The sequence below is a fragment of the Loigolactobacillus rennini DSM 20253 genome (assembly GCF_001436505.1).
Taxonomy (GTDB): Bacteria; Bacillota; Bacilli; order Lactobacillales; family Lactobacillaceae; genus Loigolactobacillus; species Loigolactobacillus rennini.
The window spans coordinates 1-24,593 of the sequence record NZ_AYYI01000103.1 but is presented as its reverse complement, the minus strand read 5'-3'; the positions used below and the strand labels follow the sequence as shown (position 1 = coordinate 24,593).

The window sequence follows — 24,593 nt, the reverse complement described above, 5'->3', positions numbered from 1 at the left end:
TACTGTTGATTAGTGGTTGCTAAAAGGTTGGTGGCTTAATTTAACCAGTTGTCCACTTAAATTTAGTGCGAAATAGGCAATTTGTTGCTTTTGGCGGTCCTGAAGGGCCAGCCCACCGAAATAAACAGTCTGACCTTGAAATTGTTGCGGTTGCCACTCAATCCATGATCCGGTTACTTTAACTGCATGTGCTACACGTTTGCGTAACTGCGCTAACAATGCGGCTGGTTTTTGCGCGTTATAGTGCTGCCATAAGTAATGACTGCAGTAGCTGCCTAGTAGCAACAAAAAACCACCAAAATAAAATTGGCGGGTCTGTTTTGTTAACATGTTAGTCCCTCCATGAATAAACGTTGCATTAAAGTATAGGCTGGAGATGACATCAGTGCAACCTTATAAAACAATTTTAGTTGGGCTCGACGCGAGCCAAGCGGCACAATTTGCGTTCAAAAAAGCGGTAAATTTTGCTCAAGCAGCAGCCGGGCAATTAGTTTTAGCCCATGTGATTGAAGCTAGTGCACAAGCGGATGTGCCGCAAGCTGTGATTGCACAAGCACAACTTGAAGAAAATCATGCCTTTCAGACTAAATTAGCTGCTTACCGGCAACAGGCTTTAGCTGCTGGGGTAGAACAAGTCAAGATACTTATCATGCGTGGAACCGCACGGGAATTACTTAAAAAACAACCAACTGATTTAATTTTAATTGGGCAAACGACACAGACTGCTTTAGATCGATTCATGTTAGGCTCATTTGCCACGGCGGTTGTCCGTGACGCCAACTGTGATGTTTTAGTCGTTAAAAATCATTAATGAAGGAGAAAAATATGTTAATTGCGAGTTTAAATCCAGCAGCATATGCTGACACGTTGATTTTAATTGTTGCGCCAGATACGAAGGCACCTCAAGTTGTTCAACAACAAGGGTACGTGGTTCGGATAGCGGATCAAAAAACGGGTAAAACACGTGGATACAATATTTTTAATGTTAAACACCACCTACCAGAACTAACTGGTAGCGGTCAGGTTTTTTTGAATGCACAGCAAGTCAGTCAATTAAACCAGTTGTTGATTAAAAATGGTTTTGAAGCTGAATTAGCACCTGATTTAACACCTAAATTTGTCATTGGTGCCGTTAAAACGTTGGAAAAACATCCTGATTCTGACCATTTGCATATTGCGCAGGTTCAGGTTGATAACCAGCAGGAATTGCAAATTGTTTGTGGTGCACCTAATGTCGCACAAGATCAAAAAGTTGTGGTCGCCAAAGTTGGTGCAATGATGCCAAATGGGCAAATCATTTGGCCAGGGAAATTACGCGGTGTTGCCAGTGACGGTATGCTTTGTGCGGCACGTGAGTTGGCTTTACCCAACGCGCCCCAAAAACGTGGAATTTTAATTATGCCAGCTGACATTCCAGCGGGGACTCCATTTGATTTTAAGAAGGGCAGCCAAGTGGTTGCAGCGCAAAATGCAGCACAAGATTAATGGTGCTTTGTTGAAGGAGGTAGTTTGATGGGACATTATGATGGCCCCGTTTTCTTACGACGGCAGCAAACAATGGCAACAGCTAAAAAAAAGGTCCACAGTGCACAAAATGCTGTGCCGGAGCCAGTTAAACACCGAGTGCAGTCTTCAACTCGTCACTCACAACCGTTGGTAAGACAACGTCATTTTACGCCCAAACACATTCCTAAATCGGTACAGCAAAATCAGCGGACTGATGAAGAAATTCGTTTGGCACGTTATGTACAGCAATTGAAAAAAGCTAAAACAAGTTTTTTACTGTTTGCCTCCCAAGCACCAGTGAATACCTCCTCAGCTAATTCAGCAGCAACGAACCTCAATTTTTTGCCAGCGGATGCTGTCAGTGAAGCTGAAGTGCAAACTACTGAAACAGTGAATGAAGATTTTGCGTCATTACCCAAAAATAATCAAGTACCAGCATCTAGCGTTGCTAATGTGCCGGAATCTTCCGCTTCTAATGTCGCCATGACTCACGTGACTAGTAAAGCAAAGACAGCAACGTCACATGCGGCGGCGCAACCACTATCAAGTGCGGTGCATACTGACAATGTCAGTCAAGCTAACTCAGCCGATACTAGCGCAATGTCACAGGCAATAGCCGGCTCACAATCTTCAACAGCGGTTAATTCAGTTGGTTCAACGGCTGTTTCAAGTCAGCCAAAGTCATTATCAGCGGCTAGTTCGTCTGCTGTTCAGTCTAATCATGCAACCTCAATGCGTGAGCCAGCACACTCAGCCCAGGCAATAGCTGAATCAAGCACTGCAGCACAGGCAGATTCAGCCGCTGAGCGTTCTCAGTCGGTTGTAGCTAGTCAGAGCCAGACTGCTTCAACAGTACCAACTTGGCAAACAGTTGTCGCAGCGGTTAAAGCCAATGTACCTCAAGTTGATTCGGTTTCGCAATCTCTAGCTTCTGCCGAAGTCCCAGCACCGAAAGCAGTGGCGCAAACCACACCAAAGGCAAGTGAGGATTCAGCAAAAGCGAGTCTTACTTTGAAAAAGCAGGTACCATTAGATGATCAGCACTACCAAATGCCGCCACTTTCATTATTACCTAATCCGGTAAAAAATAACGATGAAGTAATGACTGGTTGGGTAGCTAAACAACGTCAAGTTTTGGATGAGACTTTAAAAGCTTTTAATGTGCACGCATCAGTTACTCGCTGGAGTATTGGTCCGGCCGTCACTCAGTTTGAAGTCAGTTTAGCCCGTGGCGTCAAAGTTAGCAAAATAACTAATTTAAGCGATGATTTAAAACTAGCACTGGCGGCAAAAGATATTCGGATTGAAGCGCCAATTCCCGGTAAAACAACGGTTGGCATTGAGATCCCTAATTTGAAATCACGGCCGGTAATGTTGTCGGAAGTTGTTAAATCAACACAATTTCAAGAAAGCCAGTCACCTTTAACTGTGGCATTAGGCGTAGACTTATTTGGACAACCAATGATTACCAATGTTGCTAAAATGCCGCATGGTTTAATTGCTGGTGCGACTGGTTCAGGTAAAAGTGTCTTCATCAATAGTTTATTGTTATCTATTTTATTCAAAGCTAAGCCTACTGAGGTTAAGTTACTGTTGATTGATCCTAAAGCGGTGGAGTTAGCGCCGTATAATGGGTTGCCACATTTATTGTCACCAGTGATTTCTGATCCTAAAGCCGCAGCCGCTGCGCTAAAATGGGCGGTTGAAGAAATGGAGAACCGGTACCATAAATTAGCTGCTGCCGGGGTACGTAATTTAGCGCAATTTAATGAAAAAGCTGCTGCCCATGGTGACGATGGATTGAAATTGCCTTACATTATCATCATTATTGACGAATTAGCTGATTTAATGATGGTTGCGGCAAATGAGGTTCAAGATTATATTGTGCGGATTACACAAAAAGCTCGGGCTGCTGGGATCCATTTACTGGTTGCGACACAACGTCCAAGTGTCGATGTGATTACAGGGACCATTAAAAATAACATTCCAACACGGATTGCATTTATGGTTTCGAGTCAAATTGATTCGCGTACCATTATTGATCAAAGTGGGGCTGAACGTTTGCTAGGTCGAGGTGATATGCTGTACTTAGGCAATGGCCAGAGTCAACCGATTCGCATTCAAGGTACTTATGCTGAAAATGAGATTGATAAGGTGGTTGCTTTTGTTAAGAAACAATTGCCCGCACATTATTTGTTCGAGCCAGAAGGTTTATTGGAAAAAGTTGAAGAAACTGAAAACCAAGATGACTTGTTCCCGAAAGTCCTTGCTTACATTGCGGCGGAAAAACAAGTATCAACTTCTAAGCTACAGCGGGTCTTTTCGATTGGCTATAACCGGGCTGCTAATTTAATTGACACATTAGAACAGCGTCAATTAGTTTCACCGGCTAGCGGATCAAAGCCACGGGATGTTTATTTTACAAAAGATGATTTAGCACAGTACCAAAAACGCAGACATGAAGGCAATTAAAGTGTAAAAGCTTTGAATTTGCGCTGGAAAAGGGGATTTTTTGAGTGGATCACAATACAATTTATCATTTTGTTGGGATTAAGGGCTCAGGGATGAGCGCCTTGGCAATGATTTTGCATGATAAGGGCTATCGAGTTCAAGGCTCTGATATCAATCAGTATACTTTTACGCAACGTGGTTTAGAAAAGGCTGGCGTTAAAATTATGCCCTTTTCCCCGCAAAATATTCATGCTGGTTTAACCATTGTAGCTGGTAATGCTTTTTCTGATACACATCCAGAAATTAAAGCTGCTAAGGCATTACATTTAAAAGTGTTGCGCTATCCTGAATTATTAGGGGAACTTTTAGCGGGACATACTAGTATTGGTGTGGCTGGCGCGCATGGTAAAACCAGTACGACTGGTTTGTTAGCCCATGTTCTCAGCGGTATTGCACCCACTAGTTTTTTAGTCGGTGATGGCACAGGTAAAGGCATTAAAAACTCACAATTTTTTGTTTTTGAAGCTGACGAATACCGCCGGCATTTTTTGGCACAATCACCGGACTACATGATTATGACTAACATTGATTTTGATCACCCTGATTATTATCACGGCATTGAAGATGTTTTTTCAGCATTTCAAACGGAAGCTAACCAAGTTAAAAAAGGTATTTTTGCTTGGGGAGATGACCAAAACTTGCGGCGGTTACAAGCTAATGTGCCAATTTATTATTACGGTACAAGCGACCAGGATGATTTTCAGGCGCGCAATATCTTGCGGACAATCAATGGTTCTGAATTTGACGTTTATTTCCATGGTAAAGCGCTTGGTCATTATGTTATTCACCTATTTGGCGAGCACAACGTACTGAACAGTTTGGCAGTGATCGCTGTCAGCCATATGGAAAAAATTGCTCATGACGAGGTGGCACGGGAATTATTGAGCTTCCGCGGCGTTAAGCGGCGTTTTTCCGAACGTAAAATGGCCGATATGACAATCATCGATGATTACGCACACCATCCTTCTGAAATTAAAGCAACGCTGGATGCAGCGCGGCAGAAATATCCAAACCGTAAAATTATTGCTGTTTTCCAGCCACATACGTTTTCGCGGACCATTGCCTACATGGATGATTTTGCAAAAAGTCTAAGTTTAGCAGATGTAGTTTACCTAACGGATATTTTCAGCTCTGCTCGGGAACATAATGGCCGAGTTTCCAGTGCTGATTTAGGTGCAAAAATCAGTAAGGGTGGTCAAGTATTAAAACTTGATAATATGTCGCCATTGCTGGAATACCATCAAGCCGTGGTGGTCTTCATGGGTGCTGGTGATGTTCAAAAGTATGAAAAAGCTTATGAAAGTTTATTAAGTGCGACTAGTTTAAAAAATAACTAAGGCTAACTAAAACTAAGCAGAATTCAAACGACCTTTTAGTTGCCTAATAACTATAATTTGGTAAAATACGGACTAAAGGGGGATACTAGGCATGAGCGCAACGAATTATCAGCTGGGGAAAACTTTGAGTACCATTAAAGAAGGCGACAGCTTAACGGTCACACAGGCAATCGAAGAACGTGATATTTTTCTTTACCTAGGATTGACAAATGATAATAATCCGCTGTTTACACAGGCTGATTATGCGGCACAAACCGACTATCAGCACGCCATCGTTCCCCAAATTTTACTTACCGGAATTATTACCAGCGCTATTTCTAAACATTTACCGGGTCCTGGCAGTAATGTGGTCAACTTATCATTGAATTTCATGCAGCCGGTTTTTCATGGTGTGACATTAACATTTACGTTCAATGTTATTCGCGTGGATAAAGCGCGCGAATTGGTTACCATTGCGGTTACAGCTAAAGATGCTCACCAGACGAAGGTGTTGGATGCAGAAGTATTAGTAGCACCGCCTAAATAATGTTTAACTAGAATCCTTAATTTCAGAAAGGAAGTTTGTGATGCAGGAACAACCAAGAAATCTTGTGATCAATGAGGCCGGCTTAGGTCAATATTTAACCAAAGTTTACGGTTACATGACGCTGGGTGTTGCGATTTCAGCAATCGTTTCATTTTTAGCCTTAACAGTTTATCGGGTGCAGTTTGCGAGTTTACTCAGTGAACACCCATTTATGCTTTATGGTTTAATTATTTTAGAGTTGGGCTTTGTGATGGCGACAAGTTTTAAAGCCAGTCGTGGGGGAATTTTATCCTTCATGCTGTTTATGGCTTTTGCCGTTGTGAATGGGCTAACACTTGCACTGACGCTATCGTTTTATAGTGTTGCGAATATTACCACTGCTTTTGTTGCTGCTACTGCAACCTTTGGATCAATGGCGTTGTATGGTTCGTTAACTAAACGTAATTTAGCAGGAATGGGACAAATGGCTTTTGCCGCATTAATTGGTCTGCTAGTAGCGACAGTCGTCAATTTATTCTTACGTAATCCAATGGTTGACTATATCTTTTCGTTTATTGGCGTCATCATTTTCATTGGTTTAACCGCTTGGGATAGCCAACGGATTAAAATGATGTACCAACAATACGCTGGACAAATTGATACCAATGGCTTGGCAGTGATGGGTGCATTGCAACTTTACCTTGACTTCGTTAACTTATTCTTATTCTTCTTACGAATTTTTGGCATTGGCACAACTAGCGACGACTAAAGTTAAGGTAGCGTGTGTCAGCAATTATCTGCTGACAGACGTTCTTCGGATTACATTTATAATGAAAATAAATGGCTGTGACAAAAGGATTATTTTTGTTTCAGCCTTTTTTGTATCGCATTGGCCAGTGATAGCGAAGTTTTGTTTTTTAGACAGCAAGACATCGGTTTTTTTGTTAGAATATAAAGAGGATAAAAATCTAATTTTAGGGAGTTTCGTTATGGCCAGCGAAAAACATTTATTATTAATTGATGGCAATAGTGTGGCGTTTCGTGCTTTTTTTGCCTTGCACTCGCAGATTAATACCTTTATTAATCACAGTGGGCTGCATACTAACGCCATTTATGCTTTTAATACCATGTTGGATGTCGTTTTAAAAAAGTTTGCGCCCACCCACATTTTGGTGGCGTTTGATGCTGGTAAGACGACTTTCCGCACAAAAAAATACGATAATTATAAAGGCCAGCGGGCAAAAACCCCCAGTGAATTATCGGAACAACTGCCTTTTCTACATGATTTGTTAAAAGCTTATGGCATTTGTTCATATGAGTTGGTAAATTATGAAGCAGATGACATCATCGGCACACTGGCAAAAAGAGCGGTGGATAAGGGCTTTAAAAAAGTGGACATTGTTACGGGTGACCGTGATTTAACGCAATTAGCCACCGATCAAGTGACAGTTAATGTGACAGTTAAAGGGGTTAATCATTTAGAGGCATACACGCCAGAGCACATTGCTGAAAAATATCAACTGACACCACGTCAGATTATTGATATGAAGGGGTTAGCCGGGGATACATCGGATAATTATCCTGGCGTGACCAAGGTTGGCGAAAAAACGGCGATTAAATTGCTTAAAAAATACCATAGTGTAGAAGGTATTTATGAACATTTAGCGCAAATGAAGCCTAGCAAAATGAAAGAAAATTTGCAAAATGATAAGCAACAAGCTTTTTTAAGCAAAGATTTAGCGACGATTAAGCAAGATGCGCCTGTTACTGTCGAGCTAGAAGATCTGGCTTATCATGGGCAAGATATCGCTGCTTTACGGCGCTTTTATCAAGAAATGGACTTTAATTCATTTTTGAGTAAATTGGCCGATCCTGAAGCGGATAAAAAGCGGGAAAAAGTGAAATTTCAAAAACTAGTTCAAGCAGATATTCCGGCTGTTTTAGCTGGTTTTACTGGCCCAGTAACATTTTACTTAGAGATGTTGGCATCTAACTATCACGTCGCGCCATTTGCTGGATTCGTGATTGGTCAAAAGGGACAATGGTATGTCAGCACTGACGTTAAATTGTTACAACAGCCAGCTTTCACCGCTTTTTTTGCCGATGAAAAGCAAGAAAAGCTAGTGTTTGACGCAAAACGGACTTATGTTGGTTTAAATCGGCTGGGCATTAAATTAGCTGGCATTCGGTTTGATTTGTTGCTGGTTTCTTATTTACTCAATCCCAATGATAGCGGCAATGACTTAGGTAAAATCGCCCATTTACATCAATATCAAGATGTTGCTACTGATGAAGAAATTTATGGTAAAGGCGCAAAGCGCGCACTACCAGAAGACGTCCAGGTTTTATACCAGCATTTAGCGCAAAAAGCCCAGGCCATTGAACAATTACAAGCACCTTTAGATAAACGTTTAGAAGAAAATGAACAAGACGGGTTATTTAAAGAAATGGAATTACCATTGGCGATTGTTTTAGCACAAATGGAAATTGCAGGTATTCGTGTGGACAAAAAACAATTGAATCAATTACGCAAGCAATTTGCGCAGCGATTAGAAACGGTTAAACAAAAAATTTATGCTGAAGCTGAAGAAGAATTTAACATTAATTCATCAAAACAACTGGGCAAAATTTTATTTGAAAAAATGAATTTACCGGTTATTAAGAAAACTAAAACGGGTTACTCCACTGCAGTCGGTGTATTGGAACAATTACGGCCGATTGCGCCAATCGCTAGTGATGTTTTAGATTACCGTGGCTTAGCCAAATTACAATCCACCTATATTGACGGTTTATTAAAAGTCATTCATCCAGAGGATCAAAAAATTCATACCACTTATTTACAAACTTTGACGGCAACTGGCCGGCTTTCGTCAATTGATCCTAATTTGCAAAATATTCCGGTTCGTGATGAAGACGGCCGCCAAATTCGGCGCGCATTTGTGCCGCGACAAGCCGATTGGCAAATCTTTGCGGCAGATTATTCACAAATTGAATTGCGCGTTTTAGCGCACATTTCACACGATCATAATCTGCAGCAAGCCTTTATCAATGGCGAAGATATTCACGCCAGCACTGCTAGACGAATCTTCGGCTTAGATCAAAATGCTGAAGTTGATCCCAACATGCGTCGGCAAGCAAAAGCCGTTAATTTTGGGATTGTTTATGGTATCAGTGATTATGGTTTGTCGCAAAATTTAGGCATTTCGCGTAAGCAAGCAAAAAATTACATCGATAGTTATTTTCAAGAATATCCAAACGTTAAAAAATATATGAATGATATTGTCGCAATGGCGAAAAAATACGGTTATGTTGAGACCTTATTCCATCGGCGGCGCTATTTGCCGGACATTCATTCGAAGAATTTCAACCGGCGGTCGTTTGCTGAACGCACAGCGATGAACACACCAATTCAAGGGAGTGCGGCGGATATTATCAAAGTGGCCATGCTCAACATGCAACGTCAGTTAAAAGAACGTAATTTACAGGCCACAATGCTATTGCAAGTGCACGATGAGTTGATTTTTGAAGCACCAACCAAAGAATTGCCGCTTTTACAAAAATTAGTGCCACAAGTGATGGATGCAGCCGTTAAATTAGAAGTGCCGATGAAGGTTGGTTATGGCAGTGGGCCAACTTGGTATGACGTGAAAGAAAGTTAGGTGAGAACATGCCAGAATTACCCGAGGTGGAAACGGTCCGTCAAGGTTTACGCAATTTAATGTTGCACAAAACAATTGCGACGATTCAGGTGCGCTGGGATAAGATTATCAAAGGCGACACGGCTCAGTTTATTGCAGCACTAAAGGGACAAACTTTTGAGGAAATTGACCGGCGGGGAAAGTATTTACTCTTTCGGTTAAGCCACCAGCTGACGATTGTGTCCCATTTACGGATGGAAGGCAAATACCGGGTGGTTCCCCAAGATCAGCCATTAACCAAACACACTCACGTAATCTTTAATTTTACGGACGGCAGTGCGTTACGCTATTTAGACATGCGTAAATTTGGTCGGATGATGTTGATTAAAACTGGGAATGAAGCCCAAGTTCCAGGCTTAAATAAATTAGGGCCGGAGCCCACCGCAGCAGATTTTTCCGTTACGGACTTTACGCAGCAATTGCAGTGGCATAAAAAAGCGATTAAACCGACCTTGCTTGATCAAACTACGGTAGCTGGTTTAGGTAATATTTATGCAGATGAAGTGTTATGGATGAGTAAAATCAATCCTTTACAGCCAGCTAACACTTTGTCCGCTGCGCAAATCAAAGAATTACACGATAATATTATCAGCGAGCTCAAACGGGCAACGAAAGCAAAGGGGACAACAATTCGCAGTTATACAGATGCCTATGGCGCTACTGGTGGTTTTAAAATGGCATTATCAGTTTATGGCCGGGAAGGTACACCTTGCCCTCGTTGTGGGACTACGATTAAAAAAATTAAAGTGGGGCAACGTGGCACTCACTTTTGCCCGCAGTGCCAAGTTTTACCGGTAAAGCAGGAATCATTATCATGACTTTGGTTTTAGGTTTAACTGGCGGCATTGCCAGTGGTAAATCAACTGTTAGTCGTTGGTTGCATCAATATCATTTTCCAATCATTGATGCAGATAAAATTGCCCGCCAAGTGGTAGCACCGCAAACGCCTGGCTTGCAACAAATTGTCGCATTGTTTTCAACGGGAATTTTGACGGCAGCGGGCACATTAAACCGGCAAAAATTAGGGCAACTGGTTTTTGCGGATCAACATTTATTGGCACAATTAACGGCGATAACTGGACCGTTGATTCGCCAAACAATTCTGCAGCAATTGATCGATTATCGGCGAACAGCTGCTGCGTTAATTGTGTTGGACATTCCGTTGTTATTTGAAAGTCACTATCAACAATTAGCAGATTTAACGATGTTGGTAGACGTCAGTGAACCCATTCAGTTACAGCGATTGATGGCACGAAATCAGTTATCAACTCAAGCGGCAAAACAGCGGATTGCTAGTCAATGGCCTTTGAGTGCTAAACGGCAATTAGCCGATGTGATTATTGATAACAATCAGACACTTGCAGTTACTCAGCAACAAGTGCTAAAATTTTTAACGCAATATCAGTTAGTTTAAGTAAGGTGAGGCGCTGTCCTGACCTTATTTATTTAGTGACAGCACCATTTCTGTACGTTGACTGTAGTTGAATGGTATACTTTTGATAGATGAAATGAAATTTAGAAAACTTTTGGTGCCAAGTTAGTAACTTGCAAGCCAATCATTATAATTGAAACGGAAATGTCTAAAAATAAAGGGGTGTTATTATGCAATGTCCACGTTGTCATCACAACGGCTCTCGGGTAGTGGATTCACGGCCAACTGATGAAGGTCGCGTCATTCGTCGGCGCCGGGAATGCGAACATTGTCATTTTCGATTTACAACATTTGAGCGCATGGAACAAACACCGTTGTTAGTGATTAAGAAAAATGGCACACGGGAAGAATTTAACCGTGAAAAAATTTTACGGGGCGTTATTCGCTCAGCTGAAAAACGGCCAGTTACTATGGAACAAATGACACAAATTGTAGATGAAGTGGAAAACCGAATCCGCGCGTTAGGTGAAAATGAGGTTTCTTCGCAAGTGATCGGTGAATACGTCATGACACTGTTAGCTGACGTTGATGAGATTACTTATATCCGCTTTGCCAGTGTTTATCGGCAATTTAAAGATGTTAATGTTTTTTTGCGTGAACTAAATGAAGTGGTAGACCGTGATAAACAGGCGAAAAAAGGGGAGCACCATCAGTCATCTTAATTTTAAGAAAGGGGGCTAGTCAATGCAGGACGCGTTTTATCTATTAAACCCACGGGATGGTTTTGTGGTTACAGATGCCAATTATTTATCTGATTTTGACCGGCAAGTCTTGACTTATCTTTATCAGCCATTGATGGGAACTGCCGCATACAGTTTATACTTGTTGTTGTGGACACAATTGCAAACACCGGCGAAAACGCAACCTCACAGCACGTTGCTGGCCCTATTAAATGTGGATTTGCCAACGTTATATGACAGCCGTACGCGCTTGGAAGCATTGGGACTGATTAAATCATACCGGCAAGTTAAAGGAGATTTGCGGACTTTTATTTATGAGCTTTATGCGCCGCAAGCTCCAACAGCTTTTTTTAATGATGATTTATTGAGCCTGTCTTTGTATGATGCGGTGGGGGAAACTCGGTTTGATCAGTTAAAAGCACAATTCCGGTTACATCCAGTTAAATCAAAGCCGGGAGTTGAAGAAGTGAGCTTGAATTTTTTAGATGTCTTTCACGTTAATGCGCAAAAACTAGATCAATTACCCCATGCGATTGGCGAAGCAAAAGCAGCATTTAAAACACCTAAAAAACCGACACAGCCGCGGTTAGATCAGCGTGCAGCTGCTGATTTTGATTGGTCGTTTTTTAAGCAGCAATTACAGGCTAGTTTTGTGTCAGAACGTCAATTGGACCAAAATTACGATCAATTGTTAGTGTTGCACACTTTATATGGTTTGAATGAACTACAATTAGCGCAATATGTCAATGATAGTGTGAATGTCGCCACTAATAAATTAAACATGGCAGCCTTGAAACGTTTAATTGCTCGGCAAGCTCAAACAATTAAGTCAACGAAGCCAGCAGTTAAGCCGCAGGCGGCGCCAACTAATAGCGATTTATCCAAAAATGATCAACAATTGATCAAAGTCAGCCGTCAATTAGCACCCATCACTTTTTTAGATCAGTTAAAGCGACAGCAAGGTGGTTATGTCACTAATAGTGAGCGTCGTGTTTTGGAAGGTTTGTTGTCACGTCATCTATTTGCAGATACTAGTATTATCAACATTTTGAGTCATTACGTGATTAATGTGCGCCAAAAGCCGACGTTAACGCAAGCTTATGTGGATGGTGTGGCCAATGGCTGGTTGCAGCACCACGTTACAACGCCTGAAGCCGCGATGGCAGAAGTGAAGTCGTTTTATCAGCAGAAAAAGACTAAGCAAAAAGGCAAGCGGCGTAAACAACCAGTGCGGGAAGAAACGTTGCCGGATTGGGCGCAATCCGGTTATCAAGCACCCCAAACAAAAGTTTCAGCAAAACAGCGGGCAGCAGTGCGGAAACGGTTAGCTGCGTTGCAGGCAGATAAGGATGGTGAGTCGTCATAATGGAAAATATGGGCAGAAATTTACGGATTTTAATGAATAAGAAAGATTTAAACCAGCACTACGACGCCCTGATGGCTAAAGTTATGGCGGATCCAGAAGTACAGAAATTTATCCAGGCTCACCAGCAAGTCATTGATCAACCGATGATCGATCGCAGTGCAGCAAAGCTTTATGAATTTGTTACAGAAAAAAATAAATTTCAGGCGGAAAAAACTTCGTTAGCACCAGGCTATCAGCCGCGTTTAATTTTAAACCACCATTTTATTGATGTGACGTATGAACCCACTGCAGAATTAGTTGCCGCGGAAAAAGCGCGGACATTGCAGGCACGAGTACGTTCGATCAATATGCCCAAAAATATTCGCCAGGCGCGCTTAAGCCAATTTTATCAAGATGACGCCCGTTTTGCTGCTTTAGATGCAGCTACTTTGTTTTTGGATCACTATGCGAAAGCGCCAGATCAATTTCACCAAGGACTTTATTTGTATGGCAGTTTTGGTGTAGGAAAAACCTATTTACTAGGCGCGATGGCTCATGAGCTGGCGGTCCGTGGTTTTCAAACCACCTTAGTTCATTTTCCAACCTTTGCAGTGGAAATGAAAAATGCGATTGGCCAAAATGATTTGACACCTAAATTGGATGCCATTAAGCGGTCGCGGATTCTAATGATTGATGATATTGGTGCCGATTCCATGTCTAGTTGGATTCGTGATGATGTATTGGGAGTTATTTTACAATACCGAATGCAAGAAGAACTGGCGACTTTCTTTTCGTCTAATTTTTCGATGGCCCAATTGGAGCATGAGCATCTAAGTGTGACGCAGCGTGGAGAGCACGAGCCGCTAAAGGCCAAGCGGATTATGGAGCGGATTCGTTTTTTGAGCCGCGAAATTGAATTATTAGGTAAAAATCGTCGGCTACAACCTTAAATTAGGGGTGGCCCCTTGAATTTATGGATTAGTTGTGGTTCAATGAAATCATCGAAGCGGAAAGATAACAAGGTTAATCTAGCTTTTCAGAGAGGCAAGGGTGCTGGGACTTGCTAAGCGGATTAATGCTTGACCACTTTCCAAGATATCCTATGCAAAGTAGGATCGGTTCGTGACCGTTAACAACGCTAATAAGGAAGTACAAATTGTACTTTAAATTTGGGTGGAACCGCGATTAATCGTCCCTGAAGTCAGGAAACTGATTTCAGGGACTTTTTTATTGTGGGAATATCTTATTAGAGTGTGGCAAAATTTTAAGGAGGTTAAGGATATGGCAGAAGTAAAATTGACGTTTCCAGACGGTAAAGAAAAGAATTTTCCTGCAGGAACGAAAACCATTGATGTGGCAAAGTCAATTAGCACGAGTTTAGGCAAAAATGCCGTAGCTGGTAAGTTAAATGGTCAGTTAATCGATCTGATGGCACCTGTTAGTGATGGTAAGATTGAGTTGATCACCGCTAAAGATGACGCGGGTTTAAAGGTATTGTGGAATACAGCTAGTTTAGTGTTAGGGGCAGCTTTGCATGATCTATTTCCAGCCATGACCTTTGGTGAACGTGGTTTGACTGAACATGGATTTTACTATGATACTGATAATGCGGCTAAACCAGTCTCAATTGATGATTTGGCGGCGATCAATGATCATTTAGCAAAAATGATTGCGGATAAAATGGCCATTACGCGGCAGGTTGTTAAAAAAGGCGATGCTTTAGCTGAATTTAAAGCTGATCCGTATAAGACTAGCTTGTTAAATGCACTACCTGAAGATGCGCAGGTTGTATTGTATCGTATAGGCGATTACCTTGATTTTGGTGAACAAGGTGTTTTGCCAGACACGCATTTGTTGAAAGTCACAAAATTATTATCTGTTGCCGGTGCTTATTGGCAAGGTAAATCAAGCAACAAAATGTTGCAACGGGTATACGGCACTGCATTCTTCACGCAAAAACAAATGGATGCTGACGATGCGCGCCGGAAAGAAGCTCATGATCGGGACCATCGTGTGATCGGTAACCAATTGGACCTTTTCTTTGTTGATCCAAAAGTAGGGGCAGGTCTACCTTACTGGATGCCAAAAGGGGCCACAATTCGTCGGACCATTGAACGTTACATCATTGACAAAGAAGTTGCGCATGGGTACCAACATGTTTATACACCTGTTTTAATGAACTTAGATACTTATAAAACGTCCGGCCATTGGGAACATTACCGGGATGATATGTTTCCACCAATGGATATGGGTGACGGTGAAGAATTAGAATTGCGGCCGATGAATTGCCCGAGCCACATTCAAATTTATAACCACCACATCCGGAGTTACCGGGAATTACCATTGCGGCTTGCTGAATTAGGTATGATGCACCGTTATGAAAAATCCGGTGCATTATCTGGTTTACAGCGGGTTCGTGAAATGACCTTGAACGATGGGCACACCTTTGTGATGTTAGATCAAATTAAAGATGAATTTAAGAAAATCTTGAACTTAATGATTGAAGTTTATGCTGATTTTGATATTAGCGACTATTCCTTCCGTTTAAGTTATCGTGATCCTAATAACACGGAAAAGTATTTTGATGATGATGACATGTGGAACCGGGCCCAGACCATGTTAAAAGGGGCTATGGATGAATTAGGTTTGAAGTACACTGAAGCAGAAGGTGAAGCGGCCTTTTACGGTCCTAAGTTAGATGTTCAAACCAAGACCGCATTAGGTAACGAAGAGACGTTATCGACCATTCAGTTAGACTTCATGTTGCCAGAACGGTTTGATTTGAAATACGTCGGTCGTGACGGGGAAGAACACCGGCCAGTGATGATCCACAGGGGCTTAGTTTCAACTATGGAACGTTTCACTGCTTACTTGACAGAAATGTACAAAGGAGCGTTCCCGACTTGGTTGGCGCCAATCCAGGCTGTTATCATTCCGGTTAAAAACGACTTACATGGTGACTATGCACGTGAAGTTAAACGGCGGATGGCAGTGAATGGTCTCCGGGTTAAAATCGATGACCGTAATGAAAAAATGGGTTACAAGATTCGGGAAGCACAAACACAAAAAATCCCATATACATTAGTCATTGGTGATCAAGAAATGGGTCATGCCAGTGTATCTGTTCGGCATTATGGTGAAGACAAAGCCATTACCGAAGATACAAATATGTACATCGATGCTATGATCGCGGAAGTTCATAATTACAGTCGAACGGGTAAGCTAAGCGGAACAGAAGCAGATGTGACGCAACAGCTTGACAACCAAAAAAACTAACGGTATAATCAGTGCTATTGGGAATTAAGCAGAAGCAGCCCGCTTCTCGCCTAAGTTGACGTAATGTCTCTGGGCAGATAATGAACGGTTTAAATCAGGATATCTGATTTATAGCGGGGGTCTGCAATGCAGTCCTCCGCTTTTTTCTGCAAATTTCTCGAAATTTCTGGAGGTGAATAGCCATAGCAAAAGACATGATGGTCAATGATGGGATTCGTGCACGTGAGGTTCGTTTGATTTCTGAAAGTGGTAAACAATTAGGAGTCAAAAGTAAAACTGAAGCGCTGCGGATTGCAGACCAAGCTAATTTAGATGTTGTTCTGGTTGCACCGCGTGCAAAACCACCGGTAGCGCGGATTATGGATTACGGTAAGTACCGTTTTGAAATGCAAAAGAAGCAACGTGATGCTCGTAAGAAGCAGAAAGTTGTTAACGTTAAAGAAGTTCGCTTGAGCCCAACGATTGATCAAAATGATTTCAACACTAAGTTAAAAAATGCCCGTAAGTTCTTAGAAAAGGGTGATAAGGTTAAAGCATCGATCCGTTTCCGGGGTCGGGCCATCACCCATAAAGATATTGGGCGTGAAGTGCTTAATCGCTTGGCAGATGAAACGAAAGATGTTGCAACAGTCATCAACCGGCCGAAGATGGATGGTCGTAGTATGTCGATGATGTTGCAGCCAATTGCAGAAAAGAAGTAAGCAGCACCAATTGACAGTTAGTTTTACCGGCTGTTAATCCGGTCGTCAACGTGCAGCTCACAAATTGTTCGGTAAGCAGTACGTTAATGTTAAGATTGCTTGCTGTAGGGAGGAAAAATTAATTATGCCAAAACAAAAAACACATCGTGCATCAGCAAAACGTTTCAAGAAAACCGGAAGTGGTGGATTGTCACGTCGTCATGCTTTCACGAGTCACCGTTTCCATGGTAAAACCAAGAAGCAACGGCGCAACTTGGCAAAATCAGGCATGGTTTCCGCTAGTGATATGAAGCGGATCAAACAAATGATATCCCAAATGAAATAATGGGCATCATCTAACGAAATTAATTTTAGGCAATGTGCGGCAACTAATAGCAGTTAAATTGGTTTGTCGACGTATTTGAGGAGGAATTTGTATGCCACGTGTTAAAGGTGGAACAGTGACGCGCAAACGTCGTAAAAAAGTTTTAAAATTAGCTAAAGGCTATCGTGGTTCTAAGCACCGTTTATTTAGAACTGCACATACACAAGTAATGGTTTCATACCGTTATGCTTTCCGCGATCGGCGGCAAGTTAAGCGTAATTTCCGTAAGTTATGGATTGCGCGGATTAATGCAGCAGCACGTTTAAACGACATCAGTTATAGTCAATTGATGCATGGTTTAAAATTGGCTGGCATTAATATCAATCGTAAAATGCTAGCAGAACTTGCGGTTAGTGATAGTAAAGCTTTTGCAGACATTACCAAACAGGCAAAAGCTGCAATTGCAAAATAATCGCTAAAGCGTTGTGCATCAGCAGGAAGGCTGTGGCAAATATTGTCGCAGCCTTCTTTTTATTAAAACTAGCTTATCATTATTGATTAACCAGAGGTTTTTGTACCTAGCAGATGCAATTTAAGGGCGATTACCTTATAATGAAGTGATAGAATGCAGTAAAACTGATTAATGTTGAGAGGTTATTATGTTTTTAGATTACAAACCCACTTGGATGTTATCTAAAATTACCCAGTTAACGCCAGAAGATGCTAAGCAGCAGGGAATTAAAGCGATTTTAACTGATTTGGATAACACGATTATTGCCTGGGACAATCCAACTGGAACCCGTCAACTGCACGATTGGATTACAAAAATGCAAACTAGCGGGATTCCTGTCGTTGTGGTTTCTAATAATAGTGCGGCACGCGTTAGCCGTGCAGTGGCAAATTTAGGTCTGCCTTTTATTTCCCGCGCGTTAAAACCATTAACATTTGGTATTCGCCAAGCAAAGAAGCGGCTTGGCCTAACTAGTGGAGAACTGGTTATGGTTGGGGACCAATTACTGACGGATGTGATTGCTGCCAACCATAGTCACGTCCGGACAATTTTAGTGCAGCCATTGATTGAAACGGATGCTTGGAATACTAGAATTAATCGGTTTTTTGAAAAATTTTTAATGCGGCGCTTATTGCGGCGTCACCCAGAACTTAGATGGAAGGAGCGTTTGAATGACTGAAGAAACAGTGACACCACATTACTGTATTGGTTGTGGTGCCCAGATCCAAACAGTAGATAAAACTGCAGCTGGTTACATTCCAGCCTCTGCCTTAAAAAAGAATCTAGCGGCGGAGGATGTGTACTGTCAACGTTGCTTTCGTTTACGGCACTATAATGAGATTTCAGATGTCCGTTTAAGTGATGATGATTTCTTACGTTTACTAACGCAGCTTAGTGAAGCAGATGCGTTGATTGTCAATGTGATAGACATTTTTGATTTTAATGGCAGTTTAATTCCTGGCTTACACCGTTTTGTTGGTGATAATCCTGTCTTATTAGTTGGAAATAAAGTGGATGTTTTGCCAAAATCAGTTAAGCGGGGCAAAGTCAAACAGTGGTTGCAACAACAAGCGCATGCAGCAGGCTTACGGCCGGTTGATGTACTGTTGACCAGTGCTAAAAACGGCTATCAATTAGATGAATTATTACAAGCCATTGATCATTATCGGGCTGGTCGTGATGTTTACGTTGTGGGAGTAACCAATGTCGGTAAATCGACTTTGATTAATCGGATTATTAAGCAGGCAACAGGCACACAAAATTTAATCACGACATCAAGGTTTCCAGGAACAACTTTGGATAAAATTGAAATTCCACTGGCAGATGGTCAACAATTAATTGACACTCCGGGAATCATCCATCATCAGCAAATGGCGCACTACCTAGGCCAGCGCGATTTGAAACTGGTTACGCCTAAAAAGCCAATCAAACCGCGTACTTATCAGCTTGATAGTGGCCAAACCCTATTTTTAGGTGGGGTGGGTCGCTTTGATTATGAGCAAGGACCGCATAGTGGATTTACGTTATATTTTGATAACAATCTCTACATTCATCGAACAAAATTAAGCAATGCGACGGATTTTTACAGCCGGCAGTTGGGTAAATTATTACAACCGCCGCGGCCAAAAGAAGTAGCAACGTTACCGGCTTTAAAACGAATTCAATTTACACCAGAAGAAAAAAGTGACGTGGTGTTTGCCGGGTTAGGCTGGATTACCGTACCAGCAGGCGCTACGGTTAGCGGTTGGGCACCAAAAGGTGTTGCAGTTACGCTACGTACGGCATTAATTTAGTGAAGGGAGTTTATGATGGCATTAACAGGTAAACAAAAACGGTTTTTACGTGCGCGGGCTAATCGGTTGCAGCCCGAATTTCATATCGGCAAAAATGGACTTAATGCGTCGTTTTTAAGTCAGCTGGATGATAATTTAGCGCGGCATGAATTAGTTAAAATTAATTTGCTGCAAAATGCGGATTTAGCACCTAAAGAAGTGGCAACCGCGTTGCGAGAGCAATTACCCGGCGTACAAATTCCACAAATTATTGGTCGTGTATTATTATTGTACCGACCAGCTTCAAAAGAAAAATATCGGCGGCTTTCTTTAAAAGTTAAAGCATTATAAACATGCCAACAGGCTAATGGCGGCGCTTAGCAACTTTGCAAATCAGCAAGTCTGAGCGATCAATAGTTAGCCAAATGGTAAGTTGAAGAGGTGACATTTTAACGGTGAGGACATTGACACAACCTGTGATCACAGTCGAAATGAAAGAAGAAATTTTAGGGGATAAACATAAAAAGCAAGTTGGTATTATGGGCGGAACCTTTAATCCACCTCATTTAGGACATTTGATTATTGCCGAATCAGTGGGGTCACAACTAGGCTTGGACAAAATTTTATTTATGCCAGATGCGACACCACCGCACCAAACACCTAAAACGGCAATTGCGGCTAAGCACCGTGTCGCAATGGTACAGCGGGCGATTACCGGTAATGAGCACTTTGCATTAGAAACTGCTGAAGTGAAACGTGGCGGAATTAGCTACTCGTATGATACAATGATGACCTTAAAGCAGCAGCATCCTGATACTGATTATTATTTTATTATCGGGGCAGATATGGTAGCAGACTTACCAAACTGGCATCGGATCGATGAACTGACTAAAATGGTTCAATTTGTTGGGGTTAAGCGTCCTGGTTATTCCGTTCAAAGCCGCTACCCAATTTTATGGGTCGATGCACCATTGATGGCAATCAGTTCGACTATGATTCGGCGGCGGGTGCAAATGGGGTGCTCGATTCGCTATTTAGTGCCTGAAGCTGTCATCGATTATATTGAAAAAGAAGGTTTGTACCGTGATCAAAAGTGAAGATGGAAAAGTTTTAGTCCCGATGTCCCGTTCAGAGTTGCTGGACAAGATTGGTATGCAATTAAGTGCAAGTCGTTTTGCGCACGTCCAGCGGGTAGCTAAAGTAGCAGTTGAATTGGCGCATCAATACGGCGGAGACGTTCAGCGTGCTGATGTTGCAGGATTGGTACATGATTATGCTAAACAACGGCCTGATGCGGAGTTTAAACAACTCATTCAGCAAGAAAAACTGGATCCACTGCTGTTACAGGCTAATAATGGTATTTGGCACGGTGTTGTCGGTGCAGAAATTATTAAACGCGAATTAGGCATTCATGACGCAGCTATTTTAAATGCTGTTCGGCGGCATACAATCGGTGACGTTAACATGACCACTTTGGATAAAATTATTTTTATTGCGGATTTTATTGAACCGGGTCGTGATTTTCCAGGTGTCGATCAAGCACGGGCAGCTGCAGCGCAAAGCTTAGATGCTGGGGTTAGTTTTGAAGTCGTTCATACGTTAGAATTCTTACTCAGTAAGCGTGCTCGTATTTACCCGAAAACAATTGATACTTATAATGCTTGGGCGGCAAAGCCTTAGTCTTTTATCGGTGTCAAATGAGCTAGTAATCAGTATCACAATTAGAAAAGGAGCGCTATTTTGAACAGTCAGGATATTTTAGAAATTGCAGTCCGCGCAGCAGATAGTAAACGGGCAGAGGATATTGTGGCATTAGATGTCCATGAAGTCAGCCTGTTAGCAGATTATTTTGTGATTATGCAAGGTAGTTCTAAGCGGCAGTTAGGTGCGATCGCAGAAGCAATCGCAGAAAAAGAAGAAGCGGCAGACGTTAAAATTGAACGTATAGAGGGTAAAAACTCGGATAAATGGGTTTTAATGGATTTAGGTGATGTGGTCGTTAACATTTTTGCTCCGCAAGTACGTGCGTACTATAACTTAGAAAAATTATGGGCTAATGCAGCTAAAGTTGACGTTAGTGACTGGATTAAGGCATGATCTATCAGACATTTGCAACCCTTTATGACCATCTGATGGCACCAGAACTGTATGATCGTTGGTGTCAATTTGTTAAGCAAGAAGCAGGTCAAAAGGGACAACGAACACTGGAATTAGCTTGTGGAACTGGTGTTTTAGCGGTAAAACTGGCAGCTGCTGGCTATCAAGTGACGGGCCTGGATCTATCCGCTGATATGCTGACTTTAGCGCAGCAACACATTACAGCTGCGCAAGTATCAGTTCCGTTAGTACAAGGTGATGTCCGTGAGTTAGGTGACTTAGGGACTTATGAGCTAGTGACTTGCTTTGATGATTCGTTGTGCTACATGCCGAATTTAGCTGCCTTAAGTCAAGTATTTCAACAGGTAGCAGCACATTTAACGGCAGATGGTCTGTTTTTATTTGATATGCATTCATTACACCAAATGGATGATTGTTTTCCAGGGTACATGTATAACTATAAAAACGAAACCACTGCTTTTATGTGGCATAGTTATGTTGGGGATTACCCCCATTCAGTTGAACATGACTTAACTTTTTTTGTATGGGATGCTAGTTTAGGCGGTTATCAAGTTTTGAATGAATTGCACCGGGAACGAACTTATCCGTTGGTTCAAGTGACACAGGCATTAGCGCAAGCGGGATTTAAAAAAGTAGCAGTTAGTGCAGATTTTGGTCAGCAAGCAGTGGCGCCAGACAGTGTCCGCTGGTTTTTTACGGCTAAAAAAAGTTAATTGAGGTGACAAGGTTGCGGGCAGTAGGTGTCATTGTTGAATACAATCCCTTGCACAATGGACATTTATATCATTTAAAAATGGCCAGAAAACGCTCAGGTGCTGATGTTGTGATTGCAGTAATGAGTGGCAACTTTTTACAACGCGGTGAGCCAGCAATATTAGATAAGTGGCACCGAGCAGAAGTTGCTTTACGTCACGGGGCGGATTTGGTGGTCGAGCTGCCATTTGCGTATGCTGTTGAACCAGCAGATCGTTTTGCGGCCGGTGCCTTAAAGCTTTTAGCCGCTTTAAAGTGTGATAGTTTGGCCTTTGGAACAGAAAATGCAGCATTAGATTATCAGAAAATTGGCCACCGTTTAGCCGCTTTACCCAATTTGCACTATTATTTTCGTGATTACCAACAAACTTATGCCACACAATTAAATCAATTTTACCAAGCAACATTGCAATTGAATATTGATCACCCCAATCAATTACTAGGTTTAAGCTATGCAGCGGCTAATGCTCACTTAGGTCAGCCATTGCAATTATTGCCAATTACTCGTCATTATGCACAGTATCAAGATCAAGAGCTCAATGGCACCAACATTGCCAGTGCGCGTGCCATTCGCCGGTTAGTGTTACATCAAGCTAAGGTGCCTGCGGAAATTGCTGCTGTGGTTCCGCCGGAAACATTACAAGCGTTACAGCAGAATCAATTATTGTCTTGGCAAAATTTTTATCCTTTTTTACGTTATCGTATTTTAAGTACACCGACAGCTGAATTAGCGCAAACTTATCAAATGACGGAAGGCTTAGAGTACCGTTTTCACCGCGCAATTAAAACGGCGACTAATTTCACTAGTTTATTACGCGGTTTAAAAACAAAGCGTTACACTTATACGCGCTTGCAGCGGCTTTGTTTATATGTCTTGTTAAATGTTAAACCAGCTGCTATTCGGCAAATGGAAACACACCCGTATTTTCATTTATTAGGTTTTACAGCTCAAGGGCAAGCCTATTTACATCAAATTAAAGCTGATTTACCATTCCCGTTAATTTCTCGAGTTAGTCAAAAAATTGGCAGTGAAAAGGGACCGTTAAGTTTAGAAATTCAAACGGATGCGGTTTATAGTTTAGTTAATGGTCGAGAACAAAATTTTAACCGGCCACCATTACGAATTGAGTAAAACTGATGGTCCATAAGTTGTGTCATGATAGGCTTAACGGTAAAATCTTTCCTGTAAAGTAAATCAGGTTGACAAAGATTTTAGGGGAAGTTATAATTATTCTCGTTGCATTAGGAGGAAACTTCAATGAAATGGTCTTTACTGGAATTAAAAAAGTATCAGCAAGAACCACTTAAATTGGCGGAAACGCTTGACCTGAAGGCAGCTTTGCAAGATCGGGATCCACAGATTATCGATGTAAGCCCGTTAAAAATTTCTGGGTTTTTGACAGTAGATGAAACTGCGGTTACTGCTTATGTGAAGGTGCAAGGCAAGTTGGTCTTACCGTCAACGCGTTCGTTGAAACCCACTGAATTAGCATTGGATTTTGCTTTTACTGAAGTTTACGTTCCAGCAGGGCAGCAAACATCCATGGAACAGGATCAAAAAGTTACGGTTATTGTCTTAAAAAATGATACCTTAGACTTAGATCATGCCATCGTGGACAATATTTTGCTACAGATTCCAATGCAAGTATTGACGCCACACGAAAAAGCAGGTGCGGCGGCAATGCCTAAAGGTGATGGTTGGCAAGTTGTATCAGAAGATCATTACCAGCAATCACTGGAAGCACACAAACAACAAGGCGATCCACGTTTTGCGAAACTGAAAGGTTTATTCAACGAGTCAACCGATAAGTAATGTAAAACGGTTTAAATCATTTAAGGAGGTGGCATTTAATGGCTGTACCAGCAAGAAAAACTTCCAAGACGAAGAAACGTATGCGTCGGGGACACATTAAATTAACAACACCCAATTTAAGCCCATGTCCAAACTGTGGTGAGTTACGCGCATCACACCGAGTTTGCCCAAATTGTGGTTTTTATAATGGGAAACAAATTATCAACACAGGTAACAATAACTAGGTAATACCTGATAAACCGTCTTAGCGACCATGGCGCTAAGACGGTTTTTTGTGGAAGTTTGTCAAATGGTGTTGAAGGATAGTTTCTATCCTTTGGAGATCTCCTCG

Annotated in this window: 27 protein-coding genes and 1 other annotated feature; of the genes, 26 read left to right on the top strand and 1 reads right to left on the bottom strand. The window is 41.8% G+C overall.

Annotated elements, in window-relative coordinates:
• Positions 1 to 9: 9 nt before the first annotated feature.
• Complete coding sequence (locus FC24_RS10505; protein ID WP_057874811.1) at positions 10 to 330, bottom strand: hypothetical protein; 321 nt, start codon at positions 328 to 330, stop codon at positions 10 to 12.
• A gap of 55 nt (positions 331 to 385) precedes the next feature.
• Between FC24_RS10505 and FC24_RS10500 the strand changes: the two genes are divergently transcribed.
• From FC24_RS10500 to rpmF, 26 genes are all read left to right on the top strand, one after another.
• Complete coding sequence (locus FC24_RS10500; protein ID WP_057874810.1) at positions 386 to 811, top strand: universal stress protein; 426 nt, start codon at positions 386 to 388, stop codon at positions 809 to 811.
• A gap of 14 nt (positions 812 to 825) precedes the next feature.
• A complete protein-coding gene (ytpR, locus tag FC24_RS10495; RefSeq protein WP_057874809.1) occupies positions 826 to 1,485 on the top strand; it encodes a YtpR family tRNA-binding protein in 660 nt (219 codons plus the stop codon).
• 27 nt (positions 1,486 to 1,512) lie between these two features.
• Positions 1,513 to 3,978: a DNA translocase FtsK gene (locus tag FC24_RS10490; protein ID WP_057874808.1), complete on the top strand. Its 2,466-nt coding sequence runs from the start codon at positions 1,513 to 1,515 to the stop codon at positions 3,976 to 3,978.
• Positions 3,979 to 4,022: 44 nt separating this feature from the next.
• Complete coding sequence (gene murC / locus FC24_RS10485) at positions 4,023 to 5,354, top strand: UDP-N-acetylmuramate--L-alanine ligase (protein WP_057874807.1); 1,332 nt, start codon at positions 4,023 to 4,025, stop codon at positions 5,352 to 5,354.
• Between the two features lie 91 nt (positions 5,355 to 5,445).
• Positions 5,446 to 5,880, top strand: a complete 435-nt coding sequence (locus tag FC24_RS10480) for a MaoC/PaaZ C-terminal domain-containing protein (RefSeq protein ID WP_057874806.1) — start codon at positions 5,446 to 5,448, stop codon at positions 5,878 to 5,880.
• A gap of 40 nt (positions 5,881 to 5,920) precedes the next feature.
• On the top strand, positions 5,921 to 6,628 hold the full coding sequence (locus tag FC24_RS10475) for a Bax inhibitor-1/YccA family protein (protein ID WP_057874805.1): 708 nt from the start codon (positions 5,921 to 5,923) through the stop codon (positions 6,626 to 6,628).
• 220 nt (positions 6,629 to 6,848) lie between these two features.
• Positions 6,849 to 9,518 carry a DNA polymerase I gene (polA, locus tag FC24_RS10470; RefSeq protein WP_057874804.1) on the top strand — a complete coding sequence of 890 codons (2,670 nt, stop codon included), beginning with the start codon at positions 6,849 to 6,851 and terminating at the stop codon, positions 9,516 to 9,518.
• An 8-nt stretch (positions 9,519 to 9,526) separates the two neighbouring features.
• The gene (gene mutM, locus FC24_RS10465) at positions 9,527 to 10,375 is read left to right on the top strand and encodes a DNA-formamidopyrimidine glycosylase (RefSeq protein WP_057874803.1); all 849 of its coding nucleotides are present in this window, start codon (positions 9,527 to 9,529) and stop codon (positions 10,373 to 10,375) included.
• Complete coding sequence (gene coaE / locus FC24_RS10460) at positions 10,372 to 10,971, top strand: dephospho-CoA kinase (protein ID WP_057874802.1); 600 nt, start codon at positions 10,372 to 10,374, stop codon at positions 10,969 to 10,971. Before mutM ends, coaE begins: the two co-directional genes overlap by 4 nt.
• Before the next feature lie 188 nt (positions 10,972 to 11,159).
• Positions 11,160 to 11,651 (top strand): transcriptional regulator NrdR, encoded by a 492-nt coding sequence (nrdR, locus tag FC24_RS10455; protein WP_057874801.1) that lies wholly within the window; start codon positions 11,160 to 11,162, stop codon positions 11,649 to 11,651.
• Positions 11,652 to 11,673: 22 nt separating this feature from the next.
• Positions 11,674 to 13,035 carry a replication initiation and membrane attachment family protein gene (locus FC24_RS10450; protein ID WP_057874800.1) on the top strand — a complete coding sequence of 454 codons (1,362 nt, stop codon included), beginning with the start codon at positions 11,674 to 11,676 and terminating at the stop codon, positions 13,033 to 13,035.
• A complete protein-coding gene (gene dnaI, locus FC24_RS10445) occupies positions 13,035 to 13,964 on the top strand; it encodes a primosomal protein DnaI (protein ID WP_057874799.1) in 930 nt (309 codons plus the stop codon). Before FC24_RS10450 ends, dnaI begins: the two co-directional genes overlap by 1 nt.
• 331 nt (positions 13,965 to 14,295) lie before the next feature.
• The gene (gene thrS / locus FC24_RS10440; protein ID WP_057874798.1) at positions 14,296 to 16,290 is read left to right on the top strand and encodes a threonine--tRNA ligase; all 1,995 of its coding nucleotides are present in this window, start codon (positions 14,296 to 14,298) and stop codon (positions 16,288 to 16,290) included.
• A gap of 20 nt (positions 16,291 to 16,310) precedes the next feature.
• Positions 16,311 to 16,442: a sequence feature (ribosomal protein L20 leader region), on the top strand.
• A 24-nt stretch (positions 16,443 to 16,466) separates the two neighbouring features.
• A complete protein-coding gene (infC, locus tag FC24_RS10435) occupies positions 16,467 to 16,991 on the top strand; it encodes a translation initiation factor IF-3 (protein ID WP_083485695.1) in 525 nt (174 codons plus the stop codon).
• Positions 16,992 to 17,115: 124 nt separating this feature from the next.
• Positions 17,116 to 17,316, top strand: coding sequence for a 50S ribosomal protein L35 (gene rpmI / locus FC24_RS10430; protein ID WP_057874796.1), 201 nt, complete (start codon positions 17,116 to 17,118; stop codon positions 17,314 to 17,316).
• Between the two features lie 91 nt (positions 17,317 to 17,407).
• Complete coding sequence (gene rplT / locus FC24_RS10425; protein ID WP_057874795.1) at positions 17,408 to 17,767, top strand: 50S ribosomal protein L20; 360 nt, start codon at positions 17,408 to 17,410, stop codon at positions 17,765 to 17,767.
• Positions 17,768 to 17,954: 187 nt separating this feature from the next.
• Entirely contained in the window at positions 17,955 to 18,485 is a 531-nt protein-coding gene (locus FC24_RS10420) for a YqeG family HAD IIIA-type phosphatase (protein WP_057874794.1), read from the top strand.
• On the top strand, positions 18,478 to 19,599 hold the full coding sequence (gene yqeH / locus FC24_RS10415) for a ribosome biogenesis GTPase YqeH (RefSeq protein WP_057874793.1): 1,122 nt from the start codon (positions 18,478 to 18,480) through the stop codon (positions 19,597 to 19,599). Before FC24_RS10420 ends, yqeH begins: the two co-directional genes overlap by 8 nt.
• A 12-nt stretch (positions 19,600 to 19,611) precedes the next feature.
• Complete coding sequence (locus FC24_RS10410; protein ID WP_338037834.1) at positions 19,612 to 19,929, top strand: YhbY family RNA-binding protein; 318 nt, start codon at positions 19,612 to 19,614, stop codon at positions 19,927 to 19,929.
• Between the two features lie 140 nt (positions 19,930 to 20,069).
• Positions 20,070 to 20,675, top strand: coding sequence for a nicotinate-nucleotide adenylyltransferase (locus FC24_RS10405; RefSeq protein ID WP_057874846.1), 606 nt, complete (start codon positions 20,070 to 20,072; stop codon positions 20,673 to 20,675).
• 22 nt (positions 20,676 to 20,697) lie between these two features.
• Positions 20,698 to 21,258, top strand: coding sequence for a bis(5'-nucleosyl)-tetraphosphatase (symmetrical) YqeK (yqeK, locus tag FC24_RS10400; RefSeq protein ID WP_057874845.1), 561 nt, complete (start codon positions 20,698 to 20,700; stop codon positions 21,256 to 21,258).
• Between the two features lie 57 nt (positions 21,259 to 21,315).
• Positions 21,316 to 21,675, top strand: coding sequence for a ribosome silencing factor (gene rsfS / locus FC24_RS10395; RefSeq protein ID WP_191980388.1), 360 nt, complete (start codon positions 21,316 to 21,318; stop codon positions 21,673 to 21,675).
• Positions 21,672 to 22,409, top strand: a complete 738-nt coding sequence (locus tag FC24_RS10390; RefSeq protein ID WP_057874790.1) for a class I SAM-dependent DNA methyltransferase — start codon at positions 21,672 to 21,674, stop codon at positions 22,407 to 22,409. The genes rsfS and FC24_RS10390 overlap by 4 nt, the downstream gene beginning before the upstream one ends.
• A 14-nt stretch (positions 22,410 to 22,423) precedes the next feature.
• A complete protein-coding gene (locus FC24_RS10385; RefSeq protein WP_057874789.1) occupies positions 22,424 to 23,581 on the top strand; it encodes a nucleotidyltransferase in 1,158 nt (385 codons plus the stop codon).
• A 126-nt stretch (positions 23,582 to 23,707) separates the two neighbouring features.
• The gene (locus FC24_RS10380) at positions 23,708 to 24,262 is read left to right on the top strand and encodes a YceD family protein (protein ID WP_057874788.1); all 555 of its coding nucleotides are present in this window, start codon (positions 23,708 to 23,710) and stop codon (positions 24,260 to 24,262) included.
• A gap of 38 nt (positions 24,263 to 24,300) precedes the next feature.
• Positions 24,301 to 24,486 (top strand): 50S ribosomal protein L32, encoded by a 186-nt coding sequence (gene rpmF / locus FC24_RS11390; RefSeq protein WP_083485694.1) that lies wholly within the window; start codon positions 24,301 to 24,303, stop codon positions 24,484 to 24,486.
• The last annotated feature ends 107 nt before the right edge of the window (positions 24,487 to 24,593 follow it).